This window comes from Parvibaculum sp. (genome assembly GCF_045863935.1).
In the GTDB taxonomy this organism is placed as follows: domain Bacteria; phylum Pseudomonadota; class Alphaproteobacteria; order Parvibaculales; family Parvibaculaceae; genus Parvibaculum.
This window is the reverse complement of record NZ_BTVP01000004.1, coordinates 79,013-90,040: the sequence shown is the minus strand read 5'-3', so window position 1 is coordinate 90,040 and position 11,028 is coordinate 79,013. Positions and strand designations below refer to the sequence as shown.

Below are 11,028 nucleotides of genomic sequence, written 5' to 3'. Positions count from 1 at the left end.
CCATGATTATCCGTCGTTTCCGCTCGCGCGCCATGGCGCTCGCCGCAACCATGCTGGCGGCGGCGCCGCTCGTGATCTCGCCGATGGTGGCGACGCCCGCGCACGCCATCATCGTCTTCGATCCCTCGAACTACGCGCAAAACGTCCTGACCGCCGCGCGCACGCTGGAGCAGATCACCCACCAGATCACCTCGCTTCAGAACGAAGCGCAGATGCTCATCAATCAGGCGAAGAACCTCGCCAGCCTGCCGTTCTCGGCGCTCCAGCAGATTCAGCAGTCCGTTCAGAAGACGCAGCAGCTTCTCCAGCAGGCGCAGGGTATCGCCTTCAACGTCCAGCAGATCGACCAGATGTTCCAGCAGAAATACGGGAACGTCTCGCTCTCGGCGTCCGATCAGCAGCTCGTCGCCAATGCCCGCGACCGCTGGAAGAACACGGTCGGCGGCTTGCAGGACGCGATGCGCGTGCAGGCCGGCGTCGTCGGCAACATCGACAGCAACCGTGCGCAGATGTCCGCGCTGGTCGGCCAGAGCCAGTCCGCCACCGGCGCGCTTCAGGCGACGCAGGCGGGCAACCAGCTCCTCGCGCTTCAGTCGCAGCAGCTTTCCGATCTCGTCGCGGTCGTCTCGGCCAATGGCCGGGCGAGCGCGCTGACCGACGCGGAACGCGCCGCCGCCGCCGAACAGGGGCGTGAACAGCGCCGCCGCTTCCTCACGCCCGGCGCCGGCTACCAGCCCGGTAACGCGCAGATGTTCAACAGCGGCAAGTAATCGCCAGAAGGAGCATCCTCATGGACGGCAAGATGCTGGCCCGCCTCGGCGCTATCGTGTTCGTCGCTGTCGCCGTCACGGCAACGGCGATCGAGATGACCCGCAAGGAGGAATCGCCGGCATCTTCGCCGGCTGCACTTCACCAACCCGACCGCGATCCGCTGCGCGAAGGCCAGCGCCGATGCCAGAGGCTCGGCCAGAAAGCGGCCGACGATGCCGATTGCCTGCGCGTCTGGTCCGAGACCCGCGACCGCTTCCTTGGCCGCGCGCCCGCGCCGGCCGCACCAGAAGGAAGGTGAGCCATGGGCGGCGCAGGCGTCATCGACAATTTCCTCGGAACCTTCACCCGCTACATCGACTCCGGCTTCGGCCTCCTGTCCGGCGAAGTGGCCTTCATCGCCACGACGCTGATCGTCATCGACGTGACCTTGGCCGCGCTCTTCTGGTCCTGGGCCGCCGATGACGACATCATGGCGCGGCTCGTCAAGAAGACGCTGTTCGTCGGCATCTTCGCCTACCTGATCGGCAACTGGAACAACCTGGCGAAGATCGTCTTCGAGAGCTTCGCCGGCCTCGGACTCAAGGCCAGCGGCACCGGCTTCTCAACCGCCGATCTGCTGCGCCCCGGCAAGGTCGCACAGACCGGCCTCGACGCCGCCCGGCCGCTGCTCGAATCCATTTCCGACCTGATGGGCTGGGTCGCCTTCTTCGAGAACTTCATCCAGATCGCGTGCCTGCTCTTCGCCTGGGCGCTGGTGATCCTCGCCTTCTTCATCCTCGCCATCCAGCTCTTCGTCACCCTGATCGAGTTCAAGCTGGCGACGCTGGCCGGCTTCGTGCTGATCCCGTTCGGCCTGTTCGGTAAGACCTCGTTCATGGCCGAAAAGGTGCTCGGAAACGTCATCTCCAGCGGCATCAAGGTCCTGGTGCTCGCCGTCATCATCGGCATCGGCTCGACCCTGTTCGGCGAGTTCACCAAGGGCTTCGGCGGCACGACCCCGAGCATCGACGACGCCATGGCCGTCGTGCTCGCCGCGCTCTCGCTGGTCGGTCTCGGCATCTTCGGCCCCGGCATCGCCAATGGCCTCGTCTCCGGCGGCCCGCAGCTCGGCGCGGGCGCAGCGGTCGGCACCGGCCTCGCGGTCGGCGGCGCTGCCATGGCCGCCGGTGGCGGTGCGATGCTCGCCGCCAAGGGCGGCACCGCCTTGCTCTCCGGTGGCGCGGCAGCAGCGCGCGGCGGCGCGACCGCGGCGGGTGCTGCATCCGCCGCCTACAGCCTGGGCTCGCTCGGCAAGTCCGGCGCTTCGGGTGTGGCGTCGGGACTCGGCGGCGTCGGGCGCGCAGCCGGCGGCGCAGCGGGCAACGCGGCCATGTCGCCGCTTCGCCGTGCGGCCGCCAGCCTCAAATCCAGCTTCAGCGACGGCGCGAAGGCCGGCTTCGGCGCGACCGGCGGCTCTTCGACCATGGGAACGGTCGGCGGCGAAGCTGCCGCCGGCACGCCCACGCCATCGGCCACTTCGGACGGCACGCCGCCCGATTGGGCCAAGCGCATGAAGCGCGGCCAGACGGTCAGCCACGGCGTCAGCGCTGCCGCTCATGCCGTCCGCTCCGGCGACAGCCACGGCTCCGGTTCTTCCATCAACCTTTCTGAAAGCGACCGCTCATGAACCTCTTCAAAAGACCAGCCGCCCATTACGGCAAGACCGTCCAACCCGAGACGCCCTATCAGAAGGCCGGCCAAGTCTGGGACGAACGCATCGGCTCCGCCCGCGTGCAAGCCAAAAACTGGCGCTACATGGCCTTTGGCTCGCTGATCCTCTCGGCGGGCTTCGCCGGGGCGCTGGTCATCCAGTCCGCGCGCGGGACCGTCGTGCCCTGGGTGGTGCAGGTCGACAAGCTCGGCCAATCGCAGGCCGTCGCGCCGGCCGTGGCCGACTTCCGCCCGACCGATCCCCAGATCGCATGGCATCTCGGCCGCTTCATCGAGCAGGTCAGGAGCATTCCCGCCGATCCGATCATCGTCCGGCAGAACTGGCTTCGCGCCTATGACTGGACGACCGATCGCGGCGCGGGCGCGCTCAACGACTATGCTCGCACTAACGATCCGTTCGCCAAGGTCGGCAAGCAGCAGATCGCCGTCGACGTCTCCAGCGTCATCCGCGCATCGCCCGACAGCTTCCGCGTCGCTTGGACGGAGCGGCAGTTCGAGAACGGCGCGCTCGCTTCGACCCAGCGCTGGACCGCGATCCTCACGATCACGCTTCAGCCGCCTCGCGACGCCGAACGCCTGAAAGCCAATCCGCTCGGCATCTACGTCAACGCCATCAATTGGTCGCGGGAGATGGGCCAATGAGGAGCACTTTCCGCACGCCTGCCGCCATCGCCCTTTTGCTGTCCGCTTCAGCGCTCGCCGGCTGCGCGACCTTCAAGCCGCCCGAGATCAGCTACGACGCCAGCGTGCCGCCGCTGCCCACCGTGCCCGTCACCGTCACGGACGAGCGCCCCAAGCCGCTCAACACGCCGCCGGCCTGGACCGTCGCGCGCGGCGGCGAGACCGCCGGCACGCCCACGGGGCGCGTCGAGAACGCCAATGCCGCCGCGCGCGTGCAGCCGCGCCGCGAGGGCTATTACAATGCCATCCAGGTCTATCCGTGGTCGGAGGGCGCGCTCTACCAAGTCTATGCCGCGCCCGGCCAGATCACGAGCATCGCGCTCGAACCGGGCGAGAGCCTGACCGGCTCCGGGCCGATCGCGGCGGGCGACACCGCCCGCTGGATCATCGGCGATACCGAATCCGGCTCCGGCGTCGGCCGCCGCGTCTTGGTGCTGGTGAAGCCCTCGCGCGCCGACATCACCACCAATCTCGTCATCACGACCGACAAGCGCACCTACATGATCGAGCTGCGTTCAGGCGAGAAGCCCTATATGCCCGCCGTCGCCTGGGCCTATCCGCAGCCGGCAGGCGGCGGAAGCCAAGCCCTTCCGGCAACGCCGGTCATTCCGGCTGTCGCCGCGCGCAACTATCGCTACGGCCTTACCGGCGACAATCCGCCGTGGAAGCCCATCGCCGTCTATGACGACGGCCGCCGCGTCTATGTCGAGTTCCCGCGCGGCATCGTGCAGGGCGAGATGCCGCCGATCTTCGTCCTCGGCCCCAATGGCGAAACCCAAATCGTCAACAGCCGCATCTACCAACACATCCTGATCGTCGACCGGCTGTTCGGCGCGGCCGAGCTCCGCCTTGGCGCCGGCGACCGCCAGCAAACCGTCAGGATCGTCCGCACCGACGGGAGACCGCAATCATGACAGAGACCCCAGACACCAACGCCGAGCCCATGCGTTTGCGCAGCGAGCCGCCGCGCGTCACCCGCCTGTCGCGCAAGATGCTCGCCAGCGTCGCCGCCGTCGCCCTGGTCGGCATCGGCGGATCGCTGATCTACGCGCTCCAGACCCGTGCGCCGGGCGATGGCGGCGAGGAGCTTTACTCGACCAGCAACCGCCAGACCGCCGATGGCCTTGCGGGATTGCCGAAGGACTATACCGGCCCGGTCCTGGGGCCGGCGCTGCCCGGCGATCTCGGCCGACCGATCCTCGATGCGCAGAACAACGGCCAGCCCGTCGTGACACCCGCGGTTCCGACGCCCGGCGTCAGCGAGGCCGAGCAACGCCGCCGTGCCGAAGAAGAGGCCGCCCGTCTCAGCACTGTCTTCTTCCAGTCGCGGCAGGGCTCGACGGCCGCAACCGCATCCGGCGCGATGCCCGGTCTCGGGGGCCTCGACCTGGCCGGCGCAGCGGGCCAGCCCGCCACCGGACAGGACAAGCAACTCGCCTTCCTCAATGCGGCCGCAGACCGGCGCACGGTCACGCCCGATCGCGTCACGCCGCCGGCGTCGCCCTTCGTGCTTCAGGCCGGCGCCGTCATCTCGGCGGCGCTCATCACCGGCATCCGTTCCGATCTTCCCGGCCAGATCACCGCCCAGGTCACGGAGAACATCTACGACAGCCCGACCGGGCGCATCCTGCTCGTGCCGCAGGGCACGCGCCTGATCGGCCAGTATGACAACGGCGTGCAATTCGGACAGCGCCGCGTGCTGCTCGTCTGGAGCCGGCTCATCATGCCGAACGGCCGCTCGATCGTTCTCGAGCGCCAGCCCGGCGCCGACACGCAGGGCTATGCCGGCCTTGAGGATGGCGTCGATTACCACTGGTGGGATCTCGCCAAGGCCGCCGCGCTCTCGACCCTGCTCGGCGTCGGCGCGGAACTCGCCACCGACGACAACGATCGCCTGCTCCGCGCCATTCGTGGCGGCGCACAGGATACGATCAATCAGGCCGGTCAGCAGATCATCCAGCGCCAGTTGCAGGTCGCGCCGACGCTGACCATCCGCCCCGGCTTCCCGGTCAGGGTCATCGTCACGCGCGACATCGTGTTCGAGCCCTACAGGAGCTGATCCATGACCAAGCTGAAACTCGGCCCCATCGCCGACGACAAACCCGTTAAGATCGCGCTGGAGATGCCGGCGGCGCTCCATCGCGATCTCACCGAATATGGCCGCCTGCTCGCCGAAGGCGGCGCGGCCATCGAGCCGGCCAAGCTGATCGTGCCGATGCTCGAACGCTTCATCGCCACCGATCGCGGCTTCGCCAAGTCCCGGCGCACGCCCGGCTAAGCCGTTGGGGGCAGCGGCTGCGCCTCCGCTGCTCCCAACGCTTCGACCTTCTCCCGCTAGCGGCGGCGGGGTGCCTTCTGCGCGTAGGCGCAAATACGGCACGCTACACGCCGCCGATCGCCCTCCACAGTCCGCCATATGCCAAGGAGATCGCAGTCACGTTGCTGGCCGCCTCCCGGCAAACCCTGGACACGGTGCTGAAGGAGCGAGGCGCGCTATGGCGACCCTGAACATCGGAACGACCGACAATGAAGACATGAAGGCCCGCACTACGCGGATCGCGGACGACGGGGGCCGGAAATGAGCCAGTCGCCCCCACTGACCAAGCGCACCATTCGCCGGCATCAGCTCCGCGAGATCGTCCCGCTCGCCGACACGACCATCTATGACATGGAGCAGCGCGGCGAGTTTCCTCAGCGCTTCTATCTGACCGCCCGAACCGTGGTGTGGGATCTCGGCGAAGTGGAGGCTTGGCTTGAGCAGCGCCGCCAAGCCTCCAGAGCAAAAGCCATCAAGCGAGCGCCATCCCCAGATGTCAATCTGAGGAAGGCCCGGCCCATCAAAGGCTAGGCTCGGGAACCAGAAGGTCCATGGTCGCCGGATAGAGCGTCGGGACGTATTTCTGGCCTGCGACCCAAGCGTCGATGAGATTGGCCCATTGCTGCATCATGTGGCGACGCTGATGTTCATATTCCGCCTTGTTGTAGATGCCGCGCGACGACCGGCCATCCTCATGCGCGAGGCACTTTTCGATCCAGTCGCTGTTGAAGCCCAGCTCGTTGAGCAGCGTCGAACCCGTCCGGCGCAGATCGTGGACGGTGAACGGGTCCAGCGGCAATCCCGCCTTCTTGGCCTGCTCAACGACCGCATAGGTCACGCGGTTGAACGTCGCCCGCGACATCGGCGCGTCCGCATCATAGCGCGACGGCAGCAGGTATCTCGAATTGCCAGCGCAGGTCTTGAGCGCAACGAGGATGTCGATCGCCTGTTCCGGCAGATAGACGTTGTGCGCCTTGGAGCGCTTCATCCGCTCCTTCGGGATCGACCACACCGCATTCTCGAAGTCCACTTCATCCCAGGTCGCGTCCTGTAGCTCGCTCTTGCGGACCATGGTGATGAGGAACAGCTTCACCCCGAGCCGAATGGTCGGCAGGGTCGCCACATGCTCAAGCTGGCTGAGCATGACGCGGATTTCGGCGGGCGATAGCGAACGGTCCTTGGGAACGAAGGTGGCGATCGAGGCCGGCCCGACTTCCTCGGCGGGATTCGGCACCTTCTCCCCGTGCAGGATCGCGAAGGCGTAAACCAGCTTCACGATGTCCCGCACATGGACTGCCGTGGCGGGTGCGCCGCGCGCCTTCACCTTCTCGCACATCGCGCGCAAATCCTCGGGGCTGATTTCCGTCAGCAGCCGATTCCGAAATGTCGGAAGGATGTCCCGCTCGTAGATCGAGCGGCGCATGGCACGGGTGCTTTCCGCCATCCGGTGCTCTTGCAGCCAGCGTTCGCCAAACTCGCCGAAGCTCTTGGCTTCCTTGATCCGGCGCTTCTCCCGCTGCTTCTCTTGCGCAGGCGACCGCCCTTCGAGAATGGCGCGCTGCGCGTCGATGAGCTTCTCCCGCGCACGCGCCAGAGACAGGTCGGCCGAGCCGTACCGGCCGAGCGTCAATGTCTCGCGGCGACCGTTCATGCGGTAGTCGTAGCGGAACACGATCGCCCCCGAAGGCTGGACCGCGACGTACATACCGTCACGGTCGGCGACCTTGTATAATTTGTCTTTTGGTTTCAGTGCCTTGATGGCAGCGTCAGTCAGCATTGGACCCTCCGAAATCGTTCAAAAAACGCTAGAGAGCCACCAATTATACCGTCAGGCCAAAACCGGCCTCCCTCAACGGCAAATTTCCTTTTAATTTCAAAGGAGTAATGCCGAAAAAATACCGTCACAAGCTCTCTAAGCCGTGACGGTATATGCAATCTGACGGTGAAACAAGAGCCGCCATACCGTCATCTATACCGTCAATCCCGAGGCTTGCCCCGCGATAGACGGCGATAGATGTCGAGAAATTTATTTAGCTATTTCAGCGTGTTATGGAGGGCTATAGCGTAAAATCGACGGCGTTCGGATGGGTCTGAATCATTCCCACTCGATAGTTCCCGGCGGCTTCGAGGTCACGTCGTAGACGACGCGGTTGATGCCGCGGACTTCGTTGATGATGCGGGTCGAGACCTGGCCGAGGAACTCGTGAGAGAAGGGATAATAATCCGCTGTCATGCCGTCCAATGAGGTGACGGCGCGGAGCGCGCAGACATAATCGTAGGTGCGCTCATCGCCCATGACGCCGACCGTGCGCACGGGCAGCAGCACGGCGAAAGCCTGCCATATCCGGTCGTAGAGACCGGCCGCGCGGATTTCTTCCAGATAGATGGTGTCCGCCTTGCGCAGGATCTCGAGGCGCTCGCGCGTGATTTCGCCCGGCACGCGGATCGCGAGGCCCGGTCCGGGGAAAGGATGGCGGCCGACGAATTGCTCGGGAAGACCGAGTTCGCGGCCAAGCTCGCGCACCTCGTCCTTGAAGAGTTCGCGGAGCGGCTCAACGAGCTTCATGTTCATGCGCTCGGGCAGCCCGCCGACATTGTGATGGCTCTTGATGGTGACGGAAGGTCCGCCCGCGAAGGAGACGCTCTCGATCACGTCGGGGTAAAGCGTGCCCTGCGCGAGGAAATCCGCGCCGCCGATCTTCTTTGCTTCCGCTTCGAAGACGTCGATGAAGGTCGCGCCGATGATCTTGCGCTTTTGTTCAGGGTCCGTGACACCGTCGAGCTTGCCGAGGAAAAGCTCGCTCGCGTCGACCGCGACGAGCGGGATGTTGTAGTGATCGCGGAAGAGCGAGACGACCTGCTCGGCCTCGCCCGCGCGCATCATGCCGGTGTCGACGAAGACGCATTGAAGCCGGTCGCCGATCGCTTCGTGCAGCAGCACGGCGACGACCGATGAATCGACGCCGCCGGAAAGGCCGCAGATCACCCTGCCCGACCCTACCTGTGCGCGCACCTTGGCGATTTCGGTTTCGCGGAAGGCGGCCATGGTCCAGTCGCCCTTGCAGCCGCAGATGCGATGCGTGAAATTCCACAGCATGTCGCGGCCGCGCGGCGTGTGGACGACTTCGGGATGGAACTGGACGCCATAGAAACGGCGTTCCTCGTCGGCGATGACGGCGAAAGGCGCGCCGCGGCTCTGCGCCACGACCTTGAAGCCCGGCGCGATGGCGACGACGCGGTCGCCATGGCTCATCCAGACGGGCTCGCTCTCGCCTTTCTTGACGATTCCGTCGAGCAGAGGCGTGTCCTCGACCAGCTCAATCGAGGCGCGGCCGAACTCGCGCTCGTCGCTTCCCTCGACCTTGCCGCCGAGCTGCAGCGTCATGGTCTGCTGCCCGTAACAGATGCCGAGAACGGGCAGTCCTGCCTCAAAGACGAACTGAGGCGCACGCGGGCTGTTTTCGCGGCTGACGCTGGCGGGGCTGCCGGAAAGGATGATCCCTCTCGGGCCAAAGCCTTCCCACATCTCCTCGACCTTGTTGAAAGGCACGATCTCGCAATAGACGCCGCTTTCGCGGACGCGCCTTGCAATGAGCTGCGTGACCTGGCTGCCAAAGTCGATGATGAGAATGCGGTCTTCGGTCATGTTCCGTCTACGGATTTGGTTTCGGTTGGGGTGGGGTTTCGATGTCCGCGATCGCACGCTCGATGTCTCGAATTTCGGCGCAGACGGGGCATGTCGCGCGGAGCTTCTGCAAGAGAATTTCCGCCGCGTCGCGATCTCCGGCGTCGACGTTCAGGCGCGCGAGGCCGCCCAGCGCTGCGGGAAGCACCGGATCGATCTCGAGGGCGATGACATAATATTTGCGGGCGAGCCTGGGATTGCCGGCCGCATTCTGCACGGCTGCCAGTTCGGCGTAGGCATTCGCATTGGCGGGATTGGAGACAACCGCTTCTTCCAGCAGACGCTGCGCCTCTTCGAGGCGTCCTTCGGCTGCCGCCGCAACGCCCTTCTCTGCCAGGCGCAGGGAGGCTCGCTCGGAGCGGGCATCGACGGCGTGTGCTGCCAGCGGCAGAAGGAAAGCCGCGAGCAGGAAGAGCCAGACCGGGAGCAGCGCGTAACGCGACAATTTTCGGGAAAATGAGGCCGCCATGGATCCTGGCCCGTCGGAGGGAATGTATCCGATAGACCATCCTTCCCCCGACCCGTCAAGCCCGATGCCGCAGCGCATCATTCCCCTGCCTCCCGCCGAAGAATGGCGACAAAAAAGCCGTCCGTGCCGGTCGAGGCCGGGCTCAAGCGAAACCAGTCTCCTACCACTGCCGGCGGCGGCACGAGGCCTTCGGGCCACTCCGCCGTCCAGGGAACGGGCTTGAAATCCGGATGGGCAGCGAGGAAGGCTTCCACCTGCCGCTCGTTCTCGGATGGCAGAAGCGAACAGGTGACATAGACGATTCGGCCGCCGGGGCGGACCAGCGCGGCGGCGCGCGCAAGCACTTCTGCTTGTGCCGCGCGGTATCTTTCGAGCGTACCGGGGTCGAGACGCCAGCGGGCGTCGGGGCTGCGGCGCCAGGCGCCAGTGCCGCTGCAAGGTGCATCGACAAGGACGCAATCCATGCGGGCTTCGAGACCGGCGAAATCGGTATCGGCTTCGCCGGGCCTGAAGGGGCCGAGTGTGCGCGTCTGGAGATTGCGGATGCCCGCGCGCTGGGCGCGGGGCTCGAGTGGCGCAAGACGCCGGCCATCCGTGTCGCAGGCATATATCTGGCCGCGATTGCCCATCATCGCGGCGAGCGCCAGCGATTTGCCGCCGCCGCCCGCGCAAAGATCGACCACCTGTTCGCCGGGTTTCACACCCGCCAGAAGGCAGGCAAGCTGCGAGCCTTCGTCCTGTATCTCGATGGCGCCATCGCGATAGACGGACAGGCCCGGCAGATTGCCGCGCGAGGTCAGGCGAAGCCCCCAGGGCGACCATGGGCAGGGCTCGGCGGACAGCCCCGCCTCCTCCAGCGCAGCAAGCGCCGCCTCGCGGTTCGCCTTCAACGTATTGACGCGAAGGTCGGTCGGGGCGCGGTCCATGAGGGCCGCCATCTCACGTTCGAGCGCGGCGCCGAACGCCTCTTCGAATTCGGAGTGAAGCCATTCGGGATAATTGAGCCTGACCCAGGGCGCAGCATCCGGGCCCGGCAGGGAAGCCGCGTCAAGAACGGCCCTCTCCTCCTCAGTCAGCGGAGCGGGAGCGTGGCGGGAGCCATCGGCGAGCGCGGACACTCCCTCGCCCTCGACAAGCGCAAGTGCCGCAAAGGCGAGGAGCCTTGCATCCTCATGGCCCGTGGCGGCGGAAAGTTCCGCCCGGCGGCGAAGCACGGTGTAGACGAGGTTCGATATGGCGGCGCGGTCCTTCGAGCCGGCATAGCGGTTCGAGCGTGCCCAGTTCTCCATGATGCGATCCGCCGGGCGGCCGCTCAGGAAGATGTCGTTGAGGATTTCGATCGCCGATTGCAGACGTGCGCCGGGTGTCATCTTGCGTCACCCGGTGTCAGGCCGG

12 protein-coding genes are annotated in these 11,028 nt (G+C 66.0%); 8 read left to right on the top strand and 4 right to left on the bottom strand.

The features are described 5' to 3' along the window. Positions 1-2: 2 nt before the first annotated feature. The 8 genes from trbJ to ACKUUH_RS03025 all read left to right on the top strand — a co-directional run bounded on the left by trbJ (position 3) and on the right by ACKUUH_RS03025 (position 6,010). Positions 3-770, top strand: a complete 768-nt coding sequence (gene trbJ / locus ACKUUH_RS03060; RefSeq protein WP_407948384.1) for a P-type conjugative transfer protein TrbJ — start codon at positions 3-5, stop codon at positions 768-770. A gap of 20 nt (positions 771-790) precedes the next feature. Then, a complete protein-coding gene (trbK-alt, locus tag ACKUUH_RS03055) occupies positions 791-1,069 on the top strand; it encodes a putative entry exclusion protein TrbK-alt (protein ID WP_407948383.1) in 279 nt (92 codons plus the stop codon). A 3-nt stretch (positions 1,070-1,072) separates the two neighbouring features. After that, positions 1,073-2,437, top strand: coding sequence for a P-type conjugative transfer protein TrbL (gene trbL, locus ACKUUH_RS03050; RefSeq protein WP_407948382.1), 1,365 nt, complete (start codon positions 1,073-1,075; stop codon positions 2,435-2,437). Further along, the gene (gene trbF / locus ACKUUH_RS03045) at positions 2,434-3,123 is read left to right on the top strand and encodes a conjugal transfer protein TrbF (protein WP_407948381.1); all 690 of its coding nucleotides are present in this window, start codon (positions 2,434-2,436) and stop codon (positions 3,121-3,123) included. The genes trbL and trbF overlap by 4 nt, the downstream gene beginning before the upstream one ends. Next, positions 3,120-4,076, top strand: a complete 957-nt coding sequence (gene trbG, locus ACKUUH_RS03040) for a P-type conjugative transfer protein TrbG (RefSeq protein ID WP_407948380.1) — start codon at positions 3,120-3,122, stop codon at positions 4,074-4,076. The genes trbF and trbG overlap by 4 nt, the downstream gene beginning before the upstream one ends. Further along, the gene (locus tag ACKUUH_RS03035; RefSeq protein WP_407948379.1) at positions 4,073-5,221 is read left to right on the top strand and encodes a TrbI/VirB10 family protein; all 1,149 of its coding nucleotides are present in this window, start codon (positions 4,073-4,075) and stop codon (positions 5,219-5,221) included. Before trbG ends, ACKUUH_RS03035 begins: the two co-directional genes overlap by 4 nt. A gap of 3 nt (positions 5,222-5,224) precedes the next feature. Then, a complete protein-coding gene (locus ACKUUH_RS03030) occupies positions 5,225-5,440 on the top strand; it encodes a DUF2274 domain-containing protein (RefSeq protein WP_407948378.1) in 216 nt (71 codons plus the stop codon). Positions 5,441-5,740: 300 nt separating this feature from the next. Further along, complete coding sequence (locus ACKUUH_RS03025; RefSeq protein ID WP_407948377.1) at positions 5,741-6,010, top strand: helix-turn-helix transcriptional regulator; 270 nt, start codon at positions 5,741-5,743, stop codon at positions 6,008-6,010. Here ACKUUH_RS03025 and ACKUUH_RS03020 read toward each other — a convergent pair. From ACKUUH_RS03020 to ACKUUH_RS03005, 4 genes are all read right to left on the bottom strand, one after another. Further along, entirely contained in the window at positions 6,000-7,256 is a 1,257-nt protein-coding gene (locus ACKUUH_RS03020) for a tyrosine-type recombinase/integrase (protein ID WP_407948376.1), read from the bottom strand. The two genes, ACKUUH_RS03025 and ACKUUH_RS03020, sit on opposite strands and share 11 nt — an antisense overlap. A gap of 318 nt (positions 7,257-7,574) precedes the next feature. Next, positions 7,575-9,125, bottom strand: a complete 1,551-nt coding sequence (gene guaA, locus ACKUUH_RS03015) for a glutamine-hydrolyzing GMP synthase (protein WP_407948375.1) — start codon at positions 9,123-9,125, stop codon at positions 7,575-7,577. 7 nt (positions 9,126-9,132) lie between these two features. Then, positions 9,133-9,633 (bottom strand): tetratricopeptide repeat protein, encoded by a 501-nt coding sequence (locus ACKUUH_RS03010; RefSeq protein WP_407948374.1) that lies wholly within the window; start codon positions 9,631-9,633, stop codon positions 9,133-9,135. Between the two features lie 77 nt (positions 9,634-9,710). Then, positions 9,711-11,003 (bottom strand): RsmB/NOP family class I SAM-dependent RNA methyltransferase, encoded by a 1,293-nt coding sequence (locus ACKUUH_RS03005; RefSeq protein WP_407948373.1) that lies wholly within the window; start codon positions 11,001-11,003, stop codon positions 9,711-9,713. Positions 11,004-11,028 lie beyond the last annotated feature (25 nt).

What these genes read in the sequence shown, in the direction of transcription:
- ACKUUH_RS03030 (WP_407948378.1), top strand. Translation starts at nt 5,225, where the DNA reads ATGACCAAGCTGAAACTCGGCCCCATCGCCGACGACAAACCCGTTAAG.
- trbL (WP_407948382.1), top strand. Translation starts at nt 1,073, where the DNA reads ATGGGCGGCGCAGGCGTCATCGACAATTTCCTCGGAACCTTCACCCGC.
- trbK-alt (WP_407948383.1), top strand. Translation starts at nt 791, where the DNA reads ATGGACGGCAAGATGCTGGCCCGCCTCGGCGCTATCGTGTTCGTCGCT.
- trbJ (WP_407948384.1), top strand. Translation starts at nt 3, where the DNA reads ATGATTATCCGTCGTTTCCGCTCGCGCGCCATGGCGCTCGCCGCAACC.
- ACKUUH_RS03005 (WP_407948373.1), bottom strand. Translation starts at nt 11,003, where the DNA reads ATGACACCCGGCGCACGTCTGCAATCGGCGATCGAAATCCTCAACGAC.
- trbG (WP_407948380.1), top strand. Translation starts at nt 3,120, where the DNA reads ATGAGGAGCACTTTCCGCACGCCTGCCGCCATCGCCCTTTTGCTGTCC.
- ACKUUH_RS03035 (WP_407948379.1), top strand. Translation starts at nt 4,073, where the DNA reads ATGACAGAGACCCCAGACACCAACGCCGAGCCCATGCGTTTGCGCAGC.
- ACKUUH_RS03025 (WP_407948377.1), top strand. Translation starts at nt 5,741, where the DNA reads ATGAGCCAGTCGCCCCCACTGACCAAGCGCACCATTCGCCGGCATCAG.
- guaA (WP_407948375.1), bottom strand. Translation starts at nt 9,125, where the DNA reads ATGACCGAAGACCGCATTCTCATCATCGACTTTGGCAGCCAGGTCACG.
- ACKUUH_RS03010 (WP_407948374.1), bottom strand. Translation starts at nt 9,633, where the DNA reads ATGGCGGCCTCATTTTCCCGAAAATTGTCGCGTTACGCGCTGCTCCCG.
- trbF (WP_407948381.1), top strand. Translation starts at nt 2,434, where the DNA reads ATGAACCTCTTCAAAAGACCAGCCGCCCATTACGGCAAGACCGTCCAA.
- ACKUUH_RS03020 (WP_407948376.1), bottom strand. Translation starts at nt 7,256, where the DNA reads ATGCTGACTGACGCTGCCATCAAGGCACTGAAACCAAAAGACAAATTA.